Below are 22602 nucleotides of genomic sequence, written 5' to 3' on the forward strand. Positions count from 1 at the left end.
ACAAGTCTTCGGAATGATTATCCTATAGATTCCGTAATTCTGTTATGTTGCTAACAAACCCCGAAAATGCCTGCCGGTTCTCCTCAAACAGGGCCATTATTCGATGAACCTCCGCCACCTGATGTACCTTGGCATTGCCCTTTGCGCCCTCAGTGTCCCGGTGCTAGCCGTCCCCGGCCCCCCCAGGACGGCCGAATACCGCTCGCCAGTCGATGTTGTTTTGCTGAAAAACGACACTTGGTTAGTCGTCGCCAATCAAACATCCAACAGCGTCAGCCTGATCGAAACCGAGAGCGGCAAGGTTCTCGACGAGCTGCCTTGCAGCGATCACCCTACGGCCATCGCGGCCTGCCTAGATGGCCAGCACGTGCTGGTCAGCTGCGCCTACAGTGGCCACATCTCCCTCATCCAGGTTGATGGGGGAAAACTGCGCGAAATACAATCGATCGAGGTTGGCTTCGAGCCGACAGGGCTGGCCGTCGCTCCCGATGGTAAGACCGCTTACGTTGGTCTTGTCGCCACCGGCGAAGTCGCCCAGCTTGACCTGGAACAAGCCCAGGTCGCCCGCAAGTTCTCGGTCGGGGCCTGGCCGCGTTACCTTGCCGTTTCTCCAAATGGCGAGCGTCTGGCCGTGGGCTGCAGCGGCGAGAGCAAGATTGTCATTGTCGACCTCACCAAGGGAGAGGTGGCTTTCTCATCTAAGCTTTCTGGCGGAATCAACATTGGCCACATGCAATGTTCGGCCGATGGGAAATACGTGTACTTCCCGTGGATGATTTACCGCAGCAATCCGATCAATCGAGATAATATCCGTCGCGGCTGGGTTCTAGGTAGCCGTATCGGGCGGGTTCGGCTCGACAAGCAGGAATACCGCGAAGCGATCACACTCGATGTGCCTGGCATGGCGGTCGCCGATCCGCATGGAATCGCGATGAACGGTTCCAACGAGCGACTGGTCGTTTCCGCATCTGGCTCGCACGACCTTTTGATCTATCGAAAGGATGACCTACCGTGGGAAGGCGTCGGCGGCCCAGGCGATCTGATCGATCCGAAACTGATGCAAGACCGCGACCTCTTCAAACGCATCGATCTTGGCGGCCGCCCGATGGGCATGGCCATGGCCCAGGATGGTCGCACGGTCTACGTGACCAACTATCTACGAGAAGAGATCCAAGTCGTCGACATTGATGAAAGCCGTGTCGTTCGCCACATCCCCTTGGGCAAGCGACCGGGTCCTTCCCAGGTACGCCACGGGGAAGAACTCTTTTACGATGCCAGACGCAGTCTCGACCAGTGGTACAGCTGTCACACATGCCATTACAACGGCGGTGTGAATTCCAAAGCGATGGATACCTGGAACGATGGTTCCGCTTTGACGATGAAAACCGTCCTTCCCTTGGAACACCTCGACAAGACAGGCCCCTGGACCTGGCACGGGTGGCAGGAAGATATCCGCGATGCGATGCACAAGTCGTTCACCACGACCATGCAAGGACGACCAGCCAGTCCCAGGGAAGCCGATGCGATTCTGGCCTACCTGAAAACCGATCGTAGCCCGCCCAATCCGTTCCGCGAAAAAGACGGTTCCATGAGCGCAGCGGCCAATCGTGGTCAGCAAGTCTTCGAAAGTGCCGAAGCCAACTGTGCTAGTTGCCATAGCGGCCGGTACTTCACCGATGGCAAGATCCACGATGTGGGCCTTGGCTCCGAAGAAGACGAGTACGTAGGCTACAACACGCCTAGCCTGACCGGCATCTATCGCAAGGTCCGCTTTCTTCACGATGGTCGAGCTGGCAGCCTGGAAGACGTTCTGATGGACTACCACTCGCCGGAAGAGGTCTCCGGTACGCGGCCCCTTACCGATAGCGAACTAACCGATCTGATTTCGTATTTGAAATCGCTATAAGCCAGGGCCAGGAATCGAACCTGGCCTAAAGCGATGATCGCGCGCATCGACGAACCGGCAGCCACGAAGACGATCGATCGTCGTGGGACGAAACTTCACGTTGTCTGCCGCCGAATCACGGAGGCCCTCGTTCGGTCGGGTCTTCCACATCAGGTGCCACACCCAAGTCCGCTTGGGCGTGTCTTCGCATTTCAGGAGTGATCGGGGCAAGCGGTTCTTGTAGGCTGGCCTCGTTAGCACGCCCAAGAAGACTTGGACGTGGCACCTGAGAACCCTTCTGAGGTAGGCCGTGTTGCCGGCGATGTTTCTTGAGTCGCTTTCTGAGTCGATTCAGTTCGGTTCCCTGCCGATCGAGCACCTTCAGGTGAAACGTAACCCAGGCCAGCGCACGATCGAGCTTACCGGCCGTGGGAACAATCAGACCGTCGATCGTTTGGCCAGCGAAGTTGTCGCGCGGTGGCTTCTTGGGCTGTCGGGGCCTTGTCGGTTTCGGCCGCTTGGTGGTCTGCGTCGCACTCGGAGCAGACGGTGCGTGATCACCGCCTCCGCTAGGAGAACCCCACGAGGATGACTGCTGCGGCACGGTGGCGGGAACTTGCGGATCGTCCCTTCGTGCATCCTCTGTTTCAGCGTCTTCTTGAGGCCGATCAGCTTGGCTTGACTGCTCTGGCTGCGGTGAAGGATCGACCGCGATGACCAACTGCCCCACGACATCGGCCGGGATCTCGACCAACGTCCCACAGGCCGAGCACACATAGTGCTTGCCGGCGCGCACCACCACCTGCGGCCCGCGCTCGGTCGAGCGCGGATCGCTGGGCTGTGGGTGTGCAGGGGACGAGGACATGGCGAACTTTCTGGTGAAAAACAACCATCGCGTGCGAGCGAACGGGCTCAAGAAACCACGCGACAAAAAGAAGCGTAACGGGGACCTTCCCCGGGCATGATCTAGGTATACCAGCCTGATGCTGCCTGAAGATAGTGCGCGCGCCATTTTTTTAAAACGCCCAAGACACGCCGGAGAAAACGCGTATTTTGACGCCAACTCTTCGGTGTGCCACTGGCCTCTGGCCAGTGCGAATTGGTTATTTGCCAACCAAGCAGAAATCGGTTGGCCGGTGCATTGGAACCGAGAGAAGAATTGGTCGCGAGTACCTCAGTCGCACTGGCCAGAGGCCAGTGGCACACGCTGGGAGACTTGATCAGTTGATCGCGACCGCAGTAGAAAGTGCCCTCGCCAGGAATCGAACCTGGTCTACGAGCGTCGCATGCTCGCGTGCAAATCCATCACACTCCGAGGTCAAAGGGAGTAGCCTGTCCAGGAATCGAACCTGGTCCGACAGCTTCGGAAGCTGCTATGCGAATCCGGCACACTCACAGGCTATTGGCTCTAAGGGGTGACTGAGGAGATTCGAACTCCTTCTTCCTGCTTCACAGGCAGGCGTGCCTACCGGGTACACTTCAGTCACCATAAATGGGGCGGCCGGGACCGCATGCCGAGGAGCCCCTCCACTTCCGTGGACTCGACTCGGCATTTAATCCCCAGGGTTAGAGCACTTCTCAGTTCCCTGTTGCGTCCCGGGCTGGCTGCGACTGCGATGCACTTCGTTGACCTGCATCGACGAATCTCGAGGATTCGCCTGCTTCGGTCGCCTCGTGCATCTTGTCTCGCCTACGCCCATACCGCGACAGGCCCCTGAGAATCACTCAAGGCCCCGGCCACCCATACGCGTTTTAGTCGATAAACGCCACGTGACGCATGGCTACCGATTCGGTTTCGGTATTCATGATCACCTGGTGCCATCCATCCAGGCAGATCGTCTTGTGATCGGCATGGCGAACCTTACCGCGGACGAAAACGCCTGGGTTACGACGCTGCGTAATCCAAGCAAGCTTCTTCAGCTTTGGCTTCTTGCTGATCAGCTTCTCGTATTGCCGCTCGGTCAATCCGTTAGGATGTTGCGGACTTACGTACACCAACTCGCCGCCTTGGCGGACCAGCTCTTCACAGATGTGAGGCTTTCCGCCACCGCGATTGATTGGCTCGTTCCGCAGTACCCAACGCTGGTCGATGCGCTGCCACGGCTGGACAGGCACAAAGAACCATTCGCCTTGACGAACGAACGCATCGTTCTTGCGGCGGTTTCGCTTCTTCGGCTTGACCTTCAGCTGACGCTCACGGATATGGACGTCGCGCGGCTTCAGCGCGTCGAAAGCGGTGATTACGTTGGAGACAGTTGCCCGCTCCGGTACAGCAGCGACGAACCAGTGACGCTCGTCGTGGCCGCAGAGGAACTTGTGCTTACCGTCTTCTTGTTCGGTCAACAGCAGCAAATGGCGAATATCGGGTCGAACATCGATCACGCGCAAGTCAGGCTCTGCCTGAGCACCTAGCGAGATCTCGAAGAACTCTCCCTCGGCGTCGTGACCAACGTCGATGGAGACATCGCTTCGTGCGTTGCGACCGCGGGCCGGAACAACCTTGACGCGTCCGCCCATTCGCTCGAATTGCCGCTCGATAACATGAGCGTCCATAATCGAGTCTCCTTGAACCCTATAAAACAGTGGCGAACGCACCGTGCGTTCACCTCAGTGGACCGACTGGGAATCGAACCCAGATCCCTGCCCCGCCAGAGCAGTGTCGTCCCTTTGGACCATCAGCCCTTTGAAATAAGAGTGGACCTGATCGGAGTCGAACCGATCGCACCGATCTTGCAAGGATCAGTCGCCTCCATCGGCATGCAGGCCCATTGAATTTGAGAGGTCCGTTCGGGAATCGAACCCGATCCGCGTCCTTACCACGGACGTGTGCCGCCAGAACACCTACAGACCAGTTAAAGTAGCGGGTCCGGGAGTCGCACCCGACCGTCCAGGCTTATGAGGCCCGAATGAGCACTGGCTCACCCGCGTCAATGGTTTTGCTACTCCCAATAGTCCTGCCATCGCTCGCCGAACGACTTCTTCAGCAGAGCCTGGTAGGCATTGGTCTTGATCTTGCACATCTGCACGTTGCCGCGCGATCCGGTCTTACAAACGACCCCTTCGGTGACGTTGTATTTGCCTTGGCGAACGGCCTCGGCAAAGTTGCCGGTAAACTTGCCTTGATAGACCACACGAGCAATCGAAAGTTCACTGAAAACTTCCACAAACTCGAAAGGATCTATCAGATCGCCATTCACCTCGACATCGAACAAAACCAGTTGCTTGGGATCGTCTGCTTTGTGCAAGCCTGCGAATGAATGCGGACCAACGTACTCGGCAAAAATGGCAACTTCATTCCACCCATGGCAGCGATCACTACTCAGCAGCTCGGTAAGGGGCTCGCATAGTCCTTTGCGAAATACCTGGCCAGCATCGGCAAGATGCTGATGTCTTTCACGAAAGGATGCTTCGCCCAACTTGTCGAGACGAAACTCATCACGACGTGTTCCCATGAAGGTCCAGCCATCACCTCGTTGCCAGTTGAAATGCAGATTCGTCCCGTCGACTTTCTCGAAGGCAATGCACTTGCCCAGCGGAAAGTCTCGCGAGTCGCGAATCTTCGGATAGTGGAGTTTCCTGCTCATGGTCCGACAATCGCTATCTGAGTAAGTAGCCAAGGGGAGACTTGCACTCCCACGCCCCTGCAGGCACGACGTTCTAAGCGTCGCGCGTCTACTAATTCCGCCACTTGGCCATGGTGTTCTATCGCCTTGAAAGTCGGCGTTCGATCTCATCCGTTTGATCAACAACCATCGTCTGTTTGTCGAACTGGTAGATCTCCAAATTCTCGTTGGCCAGCACCGACGGCAGATCGAGGATCACATAGTTCTGAATTCGCTTTCTCAATCCCACCTTTCCAGCACGTGGAATGTTTCTCGGCACGATCAACCAGGCCGTACCGCGGGAATTGAGTTGCTGCTCAATCGCGGCAAGCACTTGGTGTCGCGTCGAACGGGTCAGCATATTCAAAACGTGATTGCAGACGATCGTATCGTAGCCGCCTTGCGGTGGCGTTGGCCGATAGTAGGGATCGAACGCGTCCCAGCCCAGGCAATCGGCATCGAAACCAAACCCACATCCATAGTCGAGCACGCGACCGCGAATTCGGTTGGAATCCACCAGCCAATTGGCAGCAAAGCTAATCGACTGACGACGTATCGCTCCTCCCAACTCTTTGATGAATCGATAACCGCGTGAACACTTTAGCTTGGGCAAACGATGTCTTTCTGAATGCAATCAACACAGTGGGCCGTGAAGGAATCGAACCTCTCGTCGCCACCTCGCTTCTTTTGTGACCACGGCTTTACAGGCCGCTGCGAGGAGCACAACCCTTGATCATCTCTCGTTTGACTTTCTCGTGTGAAAGCCGCACCATTTACGTGTGCAAATAAGTTCTCAACACTCCAAACCAATTCTGCTTATGGACCAAACTGATTTCTCTCTGCTGGTTGGGCTTCTTTTCGGAGCGCCCATTGTCGGCTTCTTACTACTAGCCTTTACCCCCCTGCCTCTTTGGGTCGCATTCCTTATCGCTTACACCCTGGGTACGATTTTGGTCGGTCTAATCGTCTACCTCTTAGTCGGGATATATGGAAAGATCCTGGATCGTCAAAATAAATCCGACGACTGACACCTCATTCCTTAAGTAGCACGCGAGGGATTCGAACCCCCATCCACCTGGGTTTGAGCCAGGTCGCTCTACCATATTGGCGTAGCATGCCATTGTTAAAAGCGTTCCCGACCGGATTCGAACCGGCGATCTCTTGCGTGACAGGCAAGCGAGCACTCCGCTGCTCCACGAGAACTTTTGATGCGCGATGACTCGCGAACGGTTGTTAAAAGCGAACACCAGCTTCAGTCCGGCCGACAGGTGCCACGGATGGCACGTCGAAAAGCCGACGCAAGTCGCTTTTCGGAGCCGCGAGGAGCTATGCTCTGAGCTTGGCGAGGGCACACTGGCGGTACGATGCCGCCAGGCCCCAATAAAGTAGTCCTGGAGGGACTCGAACCCCCGATCGTCTCTTTGTAAGAGAGCTGCCTTCGCCGCTGGGCCACAGGACTATGTTTATGGAATTAAGCACGCCCCCAAGGATTTGAACCCTGACCTGACTGGGTTGGAACCAGCCGTGCTCCCGTTACACCAGAGACGTATAGTTAAAAAAGGCTGCGAGGGTTGGAATCGAACCAACGACCTCCTGGTTCAGAGCCAGGCGATACTACCAACAGCGTCTACCCCGCAGTGCTGCCAGAAAGAGACCGTGAACTTCAAGACAGGTTCGCTCGAATTCTGTTTTCTTTCTGGAGAAGAGTGCTCTGCGGGAGTCGAACCCGCCTCGCCAGGTTGGAGGCCTGGAACCTTTGCCGCTCGGCCAAGAGCACGAAATGTTGAAGCTGTGGAGGCAGGAATCGAACCTGCGACAATGCGGTTAACAGCCGCCTTCCCGTACCAGCACAGGACCCACCACAAAGTTGAAAGTCAGGGTAGCTGGATTCGAACCAGCGGTCTCATACTCCCGAAGTATGCGGATTAAACCAAGCTTTCCCACACCCTGAAAAATGGAAGAGCGCCCAGTGGGAGTCGAACCCACACTTCCGCCATGGCAAGGCAGTAGGCTGCCGCTACATCATGGGCGCTGATCGTCTCGTTTCAATTGTCAAAGAACACGGAGTCTGTTGAGACACAGAGAGCACCGGGAGGGACTCGAACCCTCGTAGCCGCGTTACGAATGCGGTGTCTTAGCCGCTGGACGACCAGTGCTTGTTTGTGGTCAGGCGCAGATAGATACCTCTGCTGCACCTGACCACGAAATGTCAGTTAAATTGCCCTCGTTTGGGCAAGGCATCCCCTGTCGCCTTCTTATGACCTTTGATCATGGCGTGCGAATCAGGAAGATGGTTCTCTTGCAATCTCTCTGACGAGATCGACATCACTTCCCAACCATCGACAAACGAGCCATCGCGTTGCTTGAGTTTGACGTAGCCATGCAGCTGCGCATATTTCTCAGGTATCCACGACGTGACCTCGATCCTCGTGGTCGGACTCGTTCTCTTGACCAAACGACATTGTTTGTAATAGAGCGTCATCGATTCGTTTCCTTAGGGTAACGCTGCTGGTAAGTGGGATCGGAAGGACTCGAACCTTCACCCGCCTGGTTAAGAGCCAGGGATGCTACCGTAACACCTCGGTCCCATATTGTTGGTTTGGTCGGCGCGGTGGGGTTTGAACCCACGACTCACGTCTTATAAGGACGTCGCTCTTACCACTGAGCTACACGCCGCACTGCCACATCGGTTTGCAGCGGCAAATCGGTAGTGAGGCCGGTAGGATTCGAACCTACGCCCACCTGATTAAAAGTCAGGGATGCTGCCGTTACACCACAACCTCAATGCGAGTTTGTGATATGCGTTTACTGCGAGTTGAATCGTTCATGGTGCGTTTCCTTTTCTTCAACAGTGGTAGCCCTGGGAATCGAACTCAGCGCGGCCTGAGTATCAGTCAGGCATGGACAACCAGTCCTCGACTACCTCAATCGGCGCGTACATTTCACGCACCCCTAGTGACCCGTGTGGGAGTTGAACCCGACCTGATCGGATTGAAAGACCGATGACCTCACCCGAAGTCGAACGGGCCAAATGGTTTGGCTATGGGCATAAAAAAAGCCCGGTGTCGCTCATGACACCGGGCTTAAGTAAGCCGCAGGGGGAAAGTTCCCTAAGTCATAAGCGCAGAGGATGAGCCGGATAACCGCTGCCTGTTTGCACAGGCAATCGCATACCAGCTTCATTTTGATTTCGATCGTTGTGGTTGATTATCAACATCGAAGGTTTTTCACTCTTGCGAATAATTGGTGATTGTTTACGTCTGAGTGTTTAGACGAGTCACTTAGGAAATGGTTCGCGGAAAACTTGGCTTTCTTGAAAAAGAAAATGCCCACTCCAATACGTGAAGTGGGCATTGATCTTGAATGATGGTGACTGAGAGCTTACTCACGCCACTCAAAGAATCCGATCTTCTTCAAATCGCTTTCCAATGTTTTCTTCTCTTGCGCCGTCAAATCACGCCAAGGCAGACGTGGCGGACCAACCGGCAAGCCGACCATTTCCATGATCGCTTTCTGCGCCGGCAGCGCGGGATATCGCACGAAGGCCTGGACCATTTCCACGGACAGCAGTTGCAGGTCACGTGCAGCTTCATTCTCGCCTTGCCGGTAGGCCTCGATCATGCGGCGATAGAGTCCCGGGGCAAAGTTATAGGTGCTCCCTACGGCCCCTCTTGCTCCGGCACCGAGTCCGCAAAGCAGCATTTCATCGCAGCCGTACAGCAGATCGAACTGATCGGCAAAGTGAGCCTTGCAGGCCTGGAACTCATGAATTGACTGGGACGTGTATTTCACCCCGTTGAGTTCCGGCAACTCCTTGGCCGCTTGCGTCAGCAGTGCATGGAGGTCGAAGTCGACGCCAGTAATTCGCGGGATGTGATAGTAATAGAACGGCAACTCAGGCGCCCCCTGCATGATCTCTCGCAGAGAATCAAGAAGCAGAGTGATGCTGGCCGGCTTGAAGTAGGTTGGCGGCGTGGCGCTGATTGCGTCGGCACCAATCGCTTGAGCATGTTCGGCCAGCTCGCGCGACTCTTGCACGCTGTTGTGCCCCACTTGAATGATGACGGGGATGCGGCCGGACACTGCTTCCACGAAAGCTTCCGCCGTCTGCCGACGTTCGTTGCCAGTCAGCGATACCCCTTCCCCGGTGCTTCCGTTGACGTACAAGCCAGCCACGCCCGATGCGACGAGCGCATCAACCATCGCCCCGATCGGCTTGAGATCAAGTTTTCCCTCGGCAGTAAGCGGCGTGAACGTGGCCGCGACCAGCCCTTCCAATTGCATGCAATTCGGCTCCTGCGATTTTGGCAGCGGCTCTGTTGTTTGCCCGCAGAGCGTTTCCGCCTTCATGGTGCCTGAGTTCATGGATTCTTCGCTTCCGATTCTGGCACGTTCAAAAGGAAAAGGGAAATAGTCTCGTAGGGGTTATTTTCGCCAACTTCAGCCAGACAGCCGAACTGACTATCACCCAGTGGAGCGATGCATGAATAGGCCGTGTGGCTGGGGTAAAGGGTCTGCTTCCACGGCCAGGTCTTGTTATCGTCGAAACTGGCAAGCACCGTCAGGTTACGGCGTTTGGAGGGATCTCGAGGACTAGAGAACAACAGTATGCCCGGTTCGTCGGTCGTTGACCAGCGATAGCGAACGATACTGGCCTGACAAACAGGAGAAATCAGCTCGCGGGCATCGGTTATTTCAGACCAAGTCAGCCCGCCGTCGGTGCTGACCGACTGGGCTCGGCACCCCTGGCCGCGATACGATCGCATATCAATGACCATATGCCCCTGATCGCCGATTTCGACGACCTGACACTCGTTCATATTGGGATGAATCGTGCCACCCAGCTGCCATGACTTTCCATGGTCGTCGCTATAGATGACGTGCGAGCCGAAGCCGTAGCCTTTCTTATCCACTGCTGGATCAATTGAATAGCTGTGGTCGCATGGAATCACCAAGCGGCCCTTGTGCGGACCATGCTTCAGTTGAATACCGACACCAGGACCCGTGGCATACCAGCCCCAGTCGGGGTTCTTGGTCGAGTCGGTAATGTCCACTGGATCGGTCCATGTTTTGCCGTGGTCATCGGAGTGACACACCCAGACGGTGCGTGTGCCCTTCGACTTCTTCAGCTTGATGGCCGACTCGTGATCTTCGCCCAGGTTGTGCGTGAGCAGCAAATGAATCCGCCCGGTCGTTTCATCCACCACCGGACAAGGATTTCCGCAGGTGTTGTCGTTATCTTTCCAAACGATGACCTGATCACCCCAAGTTTTGCCCTGATCGGTTGAGCGTTTCATCACCAAATCGATCGCACCGGTATCGCTTCGAGAGTTGCGGCGACCTTCGCAGAAAGCCAACAGCGATCCATCCTGTGCCTGGATCAGCGCCGGAATGCGATATGTGTCGTAGCCATCTTCGCCGCTTTTCCAGATGGTGATGGGCTGGCGCTGTTTCGCGAGCTGATCAAGTTCCGCAACCGTGAATCGTACTGAGACGACCGAGTTCTTTTCTTCCGGCCGATAGCCGACATAAGTCGTCGCGACGAACGTTCCGTCAGGCAGTCGTTCAATCCCCGGGTAGCCCGTATCGAGGGGACGCCCGTGGTGCTCCAGCAGGCGGGCTCGGTACTGCCCCGGCTTGCCAGCGAGAATATCCGCGTAGGTTCCGACCCAAACAACAAAGTGACCGTAAGTTGGGCTCTTTTTGACGACATCTCGAAACCCAATCACCAAGCGGCCATCTTCCGTATACCGGGCACAATGACGATCGCCGGTCAAAGCGGCATTCACTTCCTGCGGATCGGACCAGGTTTCTCCTTCATCATCAGAGACCATCACAAGCGAGTTCAATCGTCGGGCATTTTCCCGCATCAAGCACATGATCTGCTGCCCATCGGGAGATCGCAGCAGGAACGGTTCACAAGGATTGGCACCTTCAACGGCAGCCACCATGCGCTGGTTTTCCCAGGTGAGTCCGCCATCGGAGGAGGTCGCTTGCCAGATCCGCAGAGGCGGGCGGTCGTGGTCCCCTGCCCCGCGATGATAGATAGCCAAGTGCTGGGTGCCGTTCTTGATCGGCAAGATCGTGATGGGAGCGACAATGCACTTCAGCCCGTTCTTCTCCATGGCAGACCAGGTCTTGCCTTGATCGAGGGAAACCGACTGCGTCATGTCGCCTCGACCGGCAAAGACAAAGAGGCGTGCCGTCCCTTTGGAATCAACCAGGCGATGAAGACAAGGACAGTTCTCGATATCACTCCAGTTTTCTGGAACCGGGATCAGGTCGCTCCAGGTCAAGCCGCCGTCATCGCTCCGCTTCAAAGGACCACATCTTCCGCCATGGTTATAGGTCCAGGCAGCGAAAATTGTTTTGCCATTGGGCATCAGCAATGTCGTGGGATGCCCCTGGTATACATCCTTCGTTCCTCGAGCAACAACCGTCTGACGTGCAACCTCATGGGCGAGATCAATCGTCGGAATAGCAATCTCATCACTAAGCTTTTTCGGCAACCAGGCTCCCTCGCTGAGGTCACCTTCGATCGTGAATTTCTGGACCGTCATCGTCGAGCGCCAGGGGCGCAGGCCCACCAAACCAAGCGGGCCCTTCACAGGGCCTTCGTAGACTTGTTTGCCGTCGATCGAGACGCTCAAACGTCCATCAGCCGTTACCAGTTCGACGAGAAACATCTTCCCTGGTTGGATCCCAGCCTTGGCAGAATCCAGGAACTTGGTCGTCCCACCGAACACTGGACCTTGGACAAACAAGCGGTTGTCAGAGCCGTCAAATCCAAATTGACTACCAGGTCCTAGAGAAATCGACGCGGCCGTATGGTTTAATTCATTGAGGGCAAGTTCAATCTGCACCTTGGCATTGGGGCCAGCGATACCTCGCGAAGCCCAGGCAACGTTGCCAACACCGTTTCCTTGTAGGCCTTCTTCACCCGTACTCCATGCCGGTCCGTCGAATCGCACTTGCTGCGCGACGCCGCTCTCGACTGCGTGAAGCACTTCTGCACATAGAGGTGACGAATAAACAGCAACACTGAAAAGCAGTGCACAACAACTCAGGATGGGATGAAGAGAACGCATGGGCGGCAGGGCCTTGGAAAGGAAACAAACAGGCAGGAATGAATGAGCAAATTCAGGTCGGTGACTTATCACAACCTTAGACTAGTCTAGTGTCCCACATAATTATTTTCAATCTACACGGAAATATTCCGTGCATTTTCGGAAATAAATATTGCAATCCCCTAAATTGGCGGTAATCTAAGAAGCATGGACAGTTCAAAAACACCTCGCGTAATTCAGTTGGCCGAACAAATCATGGCCGACATCGCCGGTCGCGGCCTTCAATCAGGCGATCCCTATCTGGGCACGGCTGAAGCCGCACGCATGCTCGGCGTCAGCACCACGTCTGCCAATCGCGCGATGCAGTTGCTCGTCCAACGAAACATTCTGAATCGACGGCAAAAAAGAGGGACGTTTGTCGCCGATGGCATCCACGGTGAAACCCAGCGGACGATCGACCGAGTTCACCTGGTGGTGAACAACACGTATCTGTCCACCGAAGGCATGATGGCCGATGGCGTGATCGTGGGAATTCAAAGCGTGCTTCCTCACGCCGAGATCGAATTCAATCACCTTCCCGGGAGCGATGATACGGCCTGGGTTTCTGAGCTGATCGCGAAGACGGCCCGCTCGCAACAAGCGGAAGGCTTCGTGCTGGCTCGCTCGTCCCTGACGTCGCAGCGGTTGTTTCAAGCTAGTGGCCTCCCAACGGTCATCTTTGGTTCGCGTTTTCCTTCCATTCACGCGCTCCCCTCGATCGACCGCGACCACATTGCCGCAGGACGGCTGCTTACGAAATCGCTGGTCGAACACGGCGCGAAGAAGCTTGGCGTTCTGATGCGTAGCCAGGTGCTGCCGGGAGATCATCCGTTCTTAGACTCAATCTGGCAAACTTCCGCGGAACTCGGCCTGACGCCGAGCGACCTGGCGATTCGGTTCTTGCCAACCGATGATCAGGCTATCCAGCATGCCACGCGTGACCTGATTCACCAGCATGGTGCCGATGGGCTCATTTGTCGATCACAACCACTCGCCGAATCGGCCTCGAAGACCATCAAGACCTCGAAGCAGAAGAAGATTCAAGAAACGCCAATCGTCGTTTCTGACGTCTACAGCCGTAACCAGGCCAAGCTTCCCTGGCCCACATTACGCACAACCGATTCCTCGGAATCCATCGGGGCGAAACTAGCGGAAATCCTGGTCGAGCAAGCCCAAGGAAATGCTCCCGAAATTGCCGTTCGTCGTCTCGACGTTGAATTGAATCATCCCCCAGCGTAATTACGCGATCGGAACATTAGCCTTTTTCCATCATCCCATCTGCTTAATATCTGAAGAGGTTGCGTTATGCAGAAGCGAACCGGGTTTACACTCGTAGAACTCCTTGTGGTGATCGCGATCATCGGAGTTTTGATTGCACTCTTGTTGCCGGCCGTTCAGCAAGCACGCGAAGCGGCTCGCCGGATGCAATGTTCCAACAACATGAAGCAACTCGCATTGGGGCTACACAACTATCACGACACCTTCGGATCGCTGCCACCTGGGGCGATTAACGACAACAACCTGGGCTGGCACGCTTTCATACTTTCGTTCATCGAACAGGGTGCCCTGCATGATCAGTTCAATTTCAATGCCGGTGCCTGGAACGCAGGTACCAACAAAGAAGGCCCCAACAAGAACATCCACGGTTTGCTGGAAATCGACATGTTCCTGTGCCCTAGCTCTCCGCGCCTGCTCACCACGCACGGCAGCAGCACCCTGGGGGACGGACGCAAAACCTACACGACTCACTACTATGGTGTGATGGGACCTTACGGAACGAACCCGGTCAGCGGTACTTCCTATCCACACGAACCCAACCCCTCAGGCCATGGCGGCTTTTGCGAAGGGGGCATGATGCTGCTGGATGCGAGCGTCCGCTTTCGGGATGCGACCGATGGCCTTTCCAACACCTACGCTCTTAGTGAAATCGGCGGCGCCAACGGAAGCTACGCCAGTTGGGTTCGCGGTGTTCATGGGAACGGCATGGCGGCGGCGAAAAACATTCGCTACGGCATCGGCCTCCAGAACGAATCTGGTGGCAACTTCAATAACATCAGCTTTAGCAGCGAACACCCAGGCGGCGCGATGTTCACGATGTCAGATGCTTCCGTACGCTTTGTCGCCGAAACGATCGACTTCGAAGTCTATCAATCTGCTGCAAGTAAATCCGGCGGCGAGACAATCAGCGAGTAATTGGAAGCCTCTGAGAACTATTTGGATTGAGAAAGTCATCGCAATGCGCCCAAGAATCGTCTCCCTCGGCCTGCTTACTGTCGTGACTACCTTGCTGGCTGGGTGTTACAGCAGCAATGAAAGTGCAACGGCCTTTCACGTGAGCGGACAGGTCCAGTTTGATGGCAAGCCACTTCCTGCCGGACGAATCTACTTCACGCCGGATGCTTCCTTGGGAAACCAAGGCCCCCAGGGAACAGCAACGATCGAAGACGGCAAGTACGATACTGAAGATTCTCGCTTTGGTATCGTTGGTGGCCCCTACATTGTGAGAATCGAGGGCTACGACGGAATTCAGCCAGCGGATGATGAAGATGGCCTATTTCCCGACGGGCAAGTTATCTTTCGTGACTACGAAGTAAAGCTCGAGTTTCCTCAAGCCAATCATGTCGAAGACCTGGACGTCCCGGTATCGGCTTCGAAGCGAAAGTAGCCCTCACGGTCTGACTTAGATGGATTCAAATTCTTGCTCTGGCGCCGATTCAGGTCGCATTGATCCCTGATTGCCCTTGAGGACTTCAAAGATCAAGTAAAGCCCGAGGAAAGGGAAGACTTCTCCGGCTTTTTCAAGCTCGTTGCCCTATCACTCTCGAAGGCGATGTCAACTGGCAGTCGCCGAAGTTTCCCATGACTTGCGATTATCTCTCGCTTGAGGCCACTCGGTCGTTGCCAGGCTCATCTTTTCTGCCTTAAATTAATAAAGGCTCTTGGATGTAGCGTATCACGATTTCCACCTTGCGAAATCGTGTGACTATTCTCTCCCAATGACTTTTCTGACACCTGCATGCGTATCGTCCATAAGTTGCTGTTGGCGACGGTTCTGCCTGCCCTGTTAATTTGGGTCGTTGGGTATTATGCGGTCGCAGTCAGCGAACGCAGCCTCAAGGAAGTCATCGAGGCCCGATCGGCGGCTCGTGCGGCGGCCGTGATGGACGAAATCGATCGAGCTCTGCGATCCCACATTGCCAACCTCCAAGCACTCGCGCGCAGCAAACAGGTTCGCGAAACGCTGGCCGAGTCGAACGCTACGTTCGCCGAACTGGCCGATCCCGCGGCAGAAGTTGAAAGCTTGGATCAAATCTGGCAAACCGGCGACATCACTCAACAGCAAGAGTTGCTTGCCGGACTTATCGATAATGACCTGTCCCAAGAGCTTCGACTGCGAAGCGATAAGCTGCAAGAGGCGACCGGCTACGCGGTTTACGGCGAGATCTTCATTACCAATCGCTACGGAGCGATCGCCGCACTGACAAGCCGGACATCCGACTTCCGCCAAGATGATGAACTGTGGTGGCAGGAAGCCGTTCAAAACAATCTTTACGTCGGCGATGTCGCGTTCGACGATAGCGCTCATGTCTACTCGGTCGATATCTGCATCGCCGTTGAGTCGCCGGACGGCAAACTGGCTGGCGTGATGAAGGCTGTTCTTAATATCCAAGAGGTCTTCAGCATCATTGATGGGCAGTCGCGAGCAGACACCAATGCCTATACCGAGTTCTTTCTGTTTACCCAAGACTATCGCATCGTTCGCGGACCAGCCGGTCAGTCCGAACCACTTTCCGATGGCAGCAAGTACTTCGAGAACCTCGAGCAAGACTTCAAACAAAAGGGAGTGATCGCAACGAGACGGCGTCCTGACGGTAACGGCGAAGTGCTCGCCGCATATGCGACATCAGCCGACGAAGGAGATAAACGCCAAGACCTGAATTGGATCGTGATGGTACAACAGGAAGCAGCCCTGGTCTTTGCTCCCATCCATGCGATGCGGCAAAACATCTGGTCGCTGGCTTTGTTTGCGACACTACTTACCTTAGCCGTTGCAGGCGGGTTCTCCTGGTCTCTGTCGCGACGCATTCGCGAAATAACCGACGCAACGGTTGCCATCGGCGAAGGCGACTGGGAAGCCAAGGTCCCGGTCCGTGGCAGCGACGAGGCAACCCAACTGGCACGGCAATTCAATTTGATGACCGATCAGTTGACCGAAATGAATCGGCAGCTCGTTTCCGCCAAGGAACAAGCCGAGTCGGCCAATCGCTCGAAGAGCGACTTCCTTGCCAACATGAGCCACGAAATCCGTACGCCCATGAACGGCATCATCGGCATGACCGAACTGCTGCTCAACACGGACCTGACGAGCGAGCAGCGAGAGTATCAAAAGCTTGTCCAGAGTTCGGCCGATGCCTTGTTGGTTTTGCTCAACGACATTCTCGACTTCTCGAAAATCGAAGCCGGCAAGATGGAACTCGAAGACTTGCCCTTCCGCTTGCGAGATACACTTGGCTCGACCATGCATACGCTGGCCGGCAGAGCCTCGAAGAAGGGAGTGGAACTGGCCGCTCGTATCTTGCCAGAAGTGCCGGACGACTTGGCTGGGGATGCCGGTCGCTTGCGGCAAATCGTGGTGAACCTGGTCGGAAACGCGATCAAGTTTACCGAACATGGTGAAGTCATTTTGAAGGTCGAGAACGAGTCCTTCTCGGGCGACATCATCACACTGCATTTCTCGATACGTGACACGGGCATCGGCATCTCGGAGGAAAAACAAGCTCAGATATTCGAGGCGTTCACCCAAGCCGATGCATCAACGACACGACAATACGGAGGCACTGGCCTCGGACTGGCCATCTGTTCCCAACTTACGAAAATGATGGGTGGCAAAATCTGGGTCGAAAGCGAACCCGGCATGGGAAGCACCTTCCATTTCACCGCTAAGTTTAAGAAATCGGAAAAGCAGCCCGACTCGAAGCCAGCCGCGATCGATACCCTGTATGACCTCCGCGTACTAGTCGTGGACGACAATTCCACCAATCGCATCATTTGCGAAGAGATGCTCAACAACTGGGGCATGAAGCCTACCGTCGTCACTAACGGCCCAGAAGCCCTGAAAGAACTTGAACGCACCTTCCAATCCGACACCCCGTATCAACTTGCCCTGGTCGATGTGATGATGCCCGAAATGGATGGCATCGAATTGGTACGTCATATTCGTCAGTTCACGGATTCGTCCTCTTTGACGATTGTCATGCTATCGTCGGCCGATCGCCCCACCGATCCTGACTTTGCCCGCACTCTTGGCGTGGCCAAGTGCATCACCAAGCCGATTACTCAGTCGATGCTGCTCAATGGGATTGCATCCGTGATGGGAACGTCGCGATCCGATTCGGTACATGGCGGCAAGTTTTTACCAGAGTCTCAACGCTTCATTCCCCGCAATATTTTGCTCGCCGAAGATGGCGTCGTGAATCGAAAGGTTGCCCAAAGTCTTTTAGAGAATCGCGGACATCATGTCATCGCGGTAGAGAATGGACAATTGGCAGTTGACGCGTATCGCAGTGGCACCTTTGACCTAATTCTCATGGACGTCCAGATGCCCGTTCTCGATGGGTTTGCCGCCACCGAAGAGATACGCCGCCTGGAAGAAGGAACGTCCCACAAGATTCCGATCATCGCACTCACGGCCCATGCCATGAAAGGAGATCGTGAACGCTGCCTCGCGGGTGGCATGAACGATTATGTTTCCAAGCCATTTCGCCCGGATGAACTTTTCGCCGCGGTCGAACGCGTCAAACCGATCTTCGTTGCCTCTCAAGCCGAGGAGGCCGACCCAGAGGACAATGCCGAAGAAAACCACCTTCCATTTCATCTTGAACGGGCACTGGAAAACGTGGGAGGAAGCGAAGAGATCCTTGACGAAATGATCGATCTTTTCACCACCGAATGCCCCAAGCAACTGAACGATATCCAAACGGCATTCGCCGCTGGTGACAATGAGAAATTCATTCGTTCCGCGCATACGCTCAAAGGATCGGTCGCGTTGTTCGCGGCGGACGAGGCCACTGCAGCCGCGCGCCGGATTGAATTCATGGGACGCGATAATGAGCTCGGCGACTTTGCCGACGCGTGGGATGACCTAAAGCAAAACATCAGCGAGTTGCTATCCGCGCTCGCAGACACGAAAGCACATCGGAGCAAACACTCCTCATGATTTAGTTTTTACAAAACCAGTTCAGGAACCCTTGATCCAGGCTCTTATGCGAGCGATAGAAAATGGGCCCTTGTTATTACACCACGAGAAGAACACAACTTTTGTTATTGAGCCGAAGAAGACGGACTTCGGTCAGCTGAGCCGAGAATTGTATGAGAGTACTCGTAGCCGAAGATGGAATGATGATGCGACGGATCCTTGTCCGGGCGCTTGAAGGCTGGAAGTACGAAGTCACTGAAGTCGAAAACGGTGCCGAGGCGTGGGAGGCGTTTGAGGCTGAACCCTTTCGTATGGTACTGACCGATTGGGTCATGCCGGAAGTGGACGGCTTGGACCTGATTCGCCGGATCCGTTCGGCCAATTTGCCCTTCTATGTTTACATCATTCTGCTGACCGCCAAGAGCGAGAAGGAAGACCTTGTCGTCGGCATGGAAGCTGGCGCTGACGACTTCCTCGTCAAACCGGTCGATCACAACGAACTTCGCGTACGGCTTCGCGAGGGCGAGCGTATCGTACGATTGGAACAAGAGCTTGCCGAGCAAAATCGTCAGCTGCGAGAAACACAAGCTGCCCTGGTACAAAGTGAAAAGCTGGCCAGCCTCGGTCAGATGGCCGCTGGCATGGCCCACGAGATCAACAACCCGATTGCCCTGGTAGCCAATAATCTGGCGGTGCTTAAACGAGATGTCTCCTCGGCCTTCGAGCTTTTGGACATGTATCGTTCGATCCAGGAAGAGATTGCCAAGATCAATCCGGAACTTGCCAACAAGGCCGCTGAACTCGAGGAAGAATGCGACTACCAATGGATTCGGGACGAGTCGGCGGAGTTGTTCGATCGCTCTTTGACCGGTTTACAGAGAGTCCGGGATATCGTCCAGAATCTACGGTCGTTTGCCCGCTTGGACGAGGCAGAACTCGACCACTTGGATGTCAACGGGGCGTTGTTTGCTGTCTCCCAAGTTCTCCACCACGAGATCGAAGCTCGAGAAATCGAACTAATTGTCGACCCTGGCGATGTACCTTCGATTCTTTGCGAACCGGTGAAGATCCAACAAGTACTTCATCACTTGCTTTTAAACGCCATCCAGGCCAGCGACGTAGGCGGCAAAGTCACCCTCCGTTCCTCACGTTGTGACGAAGGTGTCCAAATTGACGTCCAAGACCAAGGCTGTGGCATGTCTGGGAACGATTTAGCCCATATTTTTGAGCCCTTTTTCACAACCCGGGCCGTTGGTAGCGGCCAAGGGCTAGGGCTGGCAGTCAGCTATGGTATTGTTCGGGACCATGGCGGATCGATTCAAGTCCGCAGCCAATTGGGCCGCGGCAGTACTTTTAGTGTACAATTGCCCGTACGACCGCTCGATAATCAAGCACCGGGAGGTAGTCATGAAAGCTAAACCAGCAATTCTGTTGGTAGACGATGAGCCGGACATTTTGCACTCCTTAATTGGTTTGTTGCGGCGTCAGTTTACTGTGCATACTGCCCAGTCTGGAGAGGAAGCTCTGCAGATCATGGCCGAGCATCCCATTGCCGTACTGATGACCGATCAACGCATGCCAGAAATGACCGGTGCCGAATTGGCACGGCATTGCTGCCGTCGCTATCCCAACACGACGCGCATCTTGTTCACTGGGTATGCCGACATTAAGTCGGTCATCGAAGCCATCAACACTGGTGGTCTGTATCGTTATGTCACCAAGCCCTGGGACCCTGACGATCTGATTGACCTACTGACCGAAGCGGCTGACGTCTATGAAAAAGAATCGGCCCATCAGAAGTTAATGAACGAGCTGCAGCGTTATGTTGGCATGGGCCAACAAATCGCTCAGCAGCTTCGCTTAGGCAACGAAGGCCAGCAGATCGACCCTGACTTACTGCAGCAATTCCATCAGTCTGGGAACCTATTGGAGGATTTGACCAACGATACGTGTAAGCCTGCCGCCGGAGATTAACACCCTTGCCCAACAAACAACCCGTGCTTTTGACGGTGCTCATCGAAACGGCCACCTTCCGTTGGTACGTCGCAGGCATCGACCAAGAAGGCGTTACCACCCCACTGCTCTGCTCTCAAGAAGGTGATCTGGCCCCCTACGTAGGAGAATCCTTCGACGAGCAAGCCAGCTTTCTTCGCCACCGGCTTTCTGGCGTCCTACAACGTGGATGCGACCGGTTGTGGGGTAAGATGATGAAGCCGCATGAAATTGTCTTCGTCGCCGACAAGCCCTTTCCTGAAGCGGATGAAGGCCTAACCCAACGAGTCGCCGATCACTTTGACCAGTGGATGACCAGCCCACCCGTCATCTTCTTCTTGATCGAAGCTGGCTCGAAACCGTGCAGCCCGAAGCTATCTACGGTTGCCGGACAAATCACTGACCAGTGGCGTGAAGCATTCGACAAGGGCTTTCCCTCGATGATGACCAAGTGCGGCGAGAAAGACCCCTGGGAGCTGGTTGTCTCGAAACCGCACGCTACCTGATACGCACTAGGCGGCCTCAAGCCCACGCATCGTCCCGGTGCTCGTAGCAAACTCATCCACTTCCAGACCCGATTGCTGCAGCACCGAAAGGAAAAGATTCGGCAGCGGGTAGTTATTCTTCTGATCGAACGCCAAGTGCTGACCATGCTTGAAGCCACCACCAGCAAATAGGACTGGCATGTTGCGATTGTCGTGGCTGGACGCGTTCCCCAGGTTACTTGTCAGCAAGACAGAAGTATTCTCGAGCAAGCTACCTTCTTCTTCTTGAATGCCATCAAGACCTCGCAGGAAGTCGGCCCAGGCATGAATGATCGCCGTTTCGATGAGCGCCAACTGCTCGAGCTTTTCTTCATCGCGACCATGGTGACTCAACGAGTGATACCCCTCGTCGACCCCTTCCAGCGGAACGACACCGCCACTACCGCCCAGGTGATACGAAACGAAACGTGTCGAATCGGTCGACAGAGCCAGGCGGATCATATCATTCATCAGACGCTGACGGCCGATGAAATCGTTCGGGTTTCGGATATCAAGCGGCTTCTGCGCATCGACCTTGGGCTTGGGCAAGTGTGCCCACTGCTCGGCCTCAACCATCCGCTTTTCCAATTCACGAACACTGTTGAAGTAGGAGGCCAGTCGATCTCGGTCGCCAGCCCCAAGCTCTCGCGAAAGCGACTTGGCATCTTCGGCAACGAGGTCCATGATGCTCTTGCCTTGGCGAGCCCGATGCAATTGCTTGGCCTGCTCTTCAGGCGAATCATTGACGAACAGTTGCATGAACAACCGAGCCGGAGAACTTTCCGCCGGAATCATCGATCCGTTTTCGGTATACGAAGGGCTATTGTTGCCGGACGAACTGAGGACCAGCGAAGGAAACCGAGTATGGTGTCCCATGTGCTTGGCCAACAGCTGATCGATGGAGATCGTCGTGCGTGCCTGGGCGCCCCTGCCCATCGGAGTGGCCGACAGGAGGCTCGCTTCAGCGCGGTGACCACCAGACACGTCTGGATGCGATGTACCGGACACGACGGTGTATTTGTCGCGAATGTCCTGCAGCTTCTCCAGGTATCGCGATGGTTTGTAGTCCCGGCCCCCTTTTTCTGGATTCAAGTTCTCGGCATGCAAACCCAGTCCTAGCGTCATCGCGACAAACCGCTTAGGTGGCTTCTGCTCTTCACTTCCGGCAAAAGCTTTCTGCATGGCGCTCAGCCATGGAATCGCCATCCCGACACCGGCGGTGCTACGCAAAACGGTTCGGCGGCTCAGCTTCTTGCCGAAGTTGAAATGAACTTGGCGCGACATGACTTGTCTCTTT

The 22602-nt window shown here is 55.2% G+C and carries 16 protein-coding genes and 17 tRNA genes; 8 read left to right on the forward strand and 25 right to left on the reverse strand.

Annotation, left to right across the window (positions count from 1 at the left end; genetic code table 11):
- The first annotated feature begins 103 nt into the window (after positions 1-103).
- A complete protein-coding gene (locus PSR63_RS07925; RefSeq protein WP_274332219.1) occupies positions 104-1906 on the forward strand; it encodes a cytochrome c peroxidase in 1803 nt (600 codons plus the stop codon).
- 115 nt (positions 1907-2021) lie between these two features.
- On the opposite strand, the gene PSR63_RS07930 is transcribed toward PSR63_RS07925, so the two are convergent.
- The 24 genes from PSR63_RS07930 to PSR63_RS08045 form a co-directional block, all read right to left on the reverse strand.
- Positions 2022-2750 carry a hypothetical protein gene (locus PSR63_RS07930; RefSeq protein ID WP_274332221.1) on the reverse strand — a complete coding sequence of 243 codons (729 nt, stop codon included), beginning with the start codon at positions 2748-2750 and terminating at the stop codon, positions 2022-2024.
- Positions 2751-3299: 549 nt separating this feature from the next.
- A tRNA-His gene (locus PSR63_RS07935) sits at positions 3300-3372 on the reverse strand.
- A 265-nt stretch (positions 3373-3637) separates the two neighbouring features.
- Positions 3638-4438, reverse strand: coding sequence for a hypothetical protein (locus tag PSR63_RS07940; RefSeq protein WP_274332223.1), 801 nt, complete (start codon positions 4436-4438; stop codon positions 3638-3640).
- A 58-nt stretch (positions 4439-4496) separates the two neighbouring features.
- Positions 4497-4567: transfer RNA gene (locus PSR63_RS07945), tRNA-Ala, on the reverse strand.
- A 257-nt stretch (positions 4568-4824) separates the two neighbouring features.
- Complete coding sequence (locus PSR63_RS07950; RefSeq protein ID WP_274332224.1) at positions 4825-5469, reverse strand: RNA ligase family protein; 645 nt, start codon at positions 5467-5469, stop codon at positions 4825-4827.
- Between the two features lie 26 nt (positions 5470-5495).
- Positions 5496-5579 (reverse strand) — tRNA-Leu (locus tag PSR63_RS07955).
- Between the two features lie 8 nt (positions 5580-5587).
- Positions 5588-6100, reverse strand: a complete 513-nt coding sequence (locus tag PSR63_RS07960; RefSeq protein WP_274332225.1) for a hypothetical protein — start codon at positions 6098-6100, stop codon at positions 5588-5590.
- Between the two features lie 431 nt (positions 6101-6531).
- Positions 6532-6606 (reverse strand) — tRNA-Leu (locus PSR63_RS07965).
- Positions 6607-6617: 11 nt separating this feature from the next.
- Positions 6618-6690 (reverse strand) — tRNA-Asp (locus tag PSR63_RS07970).
- 183 nt (positions 6691-6873) lie between these two features.
- Positions 6874-6946 (reverse strand) — tRNA-Val (locus PSR63_RS07975).
- Positions 6947-6963: 17 nt separating this feature from the next.
- Positions 6964-7035 (reverse strand) — tRNA-Trp (locus tag PSR63_RS07980).
- A gap of 14 nt (positions 7036-7049) precedes the next feature.
- A tRNA-Gln gene (locus PSR63_RS07985) sits at positions 7050-7124 on the reverse strand.
- Between the two features lie 68 nt (positions 7125-7192).
- Positions 7193-7264: transfer RNA gene (locus PSR63_RS07990), tRNA-Gly, on the reverse strand.
- Positions 7265-7276: 12 nt separating this feature from the next.
- Positions 7277-7351 (reverse strand) — tRNA-Asn (locus PSR63_RS07995).
- Positions 7352-7361: 10 nt separating this feature from the next.
- A tRNA-Pro gene (locus PSR63_RS08000) sits at positions 7362-7437 on the reverse strand.
- An 11-nt stretch (positions 7438-7448) separates the two neighbouring features.
- Positions 7449-7519: transfer RNA gene (locus PSR63_RS08005), tRNA-Gly, on the reverse strand.
- A 52-nt stretch (positions 7520-7571) separates the two neighbouring features.
- Positions 7572-7643: transfer RNA gene (locus PSR63_RS08010), tRNA-Thr, on the reverse strand.
- A 53-nt stretch (positions 7644-7696) separates the two neighbouring features.
- Positions 7697-7969, reverse strand: a complete 273-nt coding sequence (locus PSR63_RS08015) for a hypothetical protein (protein WP_274332226.1) — start codon at positions 7967-7969, stop codon at positions 7697-7699.
- A 34-nt stretch (positions 7970-8003) separates the two neighbouring features.
- A tRNA-Lys gene (locus PSR63_RS08020) sits at positions 8004-8075 on the reverse strand.
- A 12-nt stretch (positions 8076-8087) separates the two neighbouring features.
- Positions 8088-8163, reverse strand: a tRNA-Ile gene (locus PSR63_RS08025).
- A gap of 35 nt (positions 8164-8198) precedes the next feature.
- Positions 8199-8270, reverse strand: a tRNA-Lys gene (locus PSR63_RS08030).
- Positions 8271-8443: 173 nt separating this feature from the next.
- Positions 8444-8516, reverse strand: a tRNA-Glu gene (locus PSR63_RS08035).
- A 352-nt stretch (positions 8517-8868) separates the two neighbouring features.
- On the reverse strand, positions 8869-9852 hold the full coding sequence (locus tag PSR63_RS08040; protein WP_274332228.1) for a dihydrodipicolinate synthase family protein: 984 nt from the start codon (positions 9850-9852) through the stop codon (positions 8869-8871).
- Complete coding sequence (locus tag PSR63_RS08045) at positions 9849-12494, reverse strand: sialidase family protein (protein WP_274332230.1); 2646 nt, start codon at positions 12492-12494, stop codon at positions 9849-9851. Before PSR63_RS08045 ends, PSR63_RS08040 begins: the two co-directional genes overlap by 4 nt.
- Before the next feature lie 267 nt (positions 12495-12761).
- Between PSR63_RS08045 and PSR63_RS08050 the strand changes: the two genes are divergently transcribed.
- The 7 genes from PSR63_RS08050 (at position 12762) to PSR63_RS08080 (ending at position 21287) form a co-directional block, all read left to right on the forward strand.
- Positions 12762-13832, forward strand: coding sequence for a GntR family transcriptional regulator (locus PSR63_RS08050; protein ID WP_274332232.1), 1071 nt, complete (start codon positions 12762-12764; stop codon positions 13830-13832).
- Between the two features lie 66 nt (positions 13833-13898).
- Complete coding sequence (locus PSR63_RS08055) at positions 13899-14786, forward strand: DUF1559 domain-containing protein (protein WP_274332234.1); 888 nt, start codon at positions 13899-13901, stop codon at positions 14784-14786.
- 43 nt (positions 14787-14829) lie between these two features.
- Positions 14830-15258, forward strand: coding sequence for a hypothetical protein (locus PSR63_RS08060; RefSeq protein WP_274332236.1), 429 nt, complete (start codon positions 14830-14832; stop codon positions 15256-15258).
- Between the two features lie 351 nt (positions 15259-15609).
- Positions 15610-18810 carry a hybrid sensor histidine kinase/response regulator gene (locus PSR63_RS08065; RefSeq protein WP_274332238.1) on the forward strand — a complete coding sequence of 1067 codons (3201 nt, stop codon included), beginning with the start codon at positions 15610-15612 and terminating at the stop codon, positions 18808-18810.
- A 152-nt stretch (positions 18811-18962) separates the two neighbouring features.
- Entirely contained in the window at positions 18963-20207 is a 1245-nt protein-coding gene (locus PSR63_RS08070; protein WP_274332239.1) for a sensor histidine kinase, read from the forward strand.
- Positions 20197-20763: a response regulator gene (locus PSR63_RS08075; RefSeq protein WP_274332241.1), complete on the forward strand. Its 567-nt coding sequence runs from the start codon at positions 20197-20199 to the stop codon at positions 20761-20763. Before PSR63_RS08070 ends, PSR63_RS08075 begins: the two co-directional genes overlap by 11 nt.
- Before the next feature lie 5 nt (positions 20764-20768).
- Positions 20769-21287, forward strand: coding sequence for a hypothetical protein (locus PSR63_RS08080; RefSeq protein ID WP_274332242.1), 519 nt, complete (start codon positions 20769-20771; stop codon positions 21285-21287).
- Positions 21288-21293: 6 nt separating this feature from the next.
- Here the strand turns inward: PSR63_RS08080 and PSR63_RS08085 are convergent, their stop codons facing one another.
- A complete protein-coding gene (locus PSR63_RS08085; protein ID WP_274332244.1) occupies positions 21294-22589 on the reverse strand; it encodes a DUF1552 domain-containing protein in 1296 nt (431 codons plus the stop codon).
- Positions 22590-22602: the final 13 nt, after the last annotated feature.

Origin of the sequence: Bremerella sp. P1 (assembly GCF_028748185.1) — a bacterium.
GTDB lineage: Bacteria > Planctomycetota > Planctomycetia > Pirellulales > Pirellulaceae > Bremerella.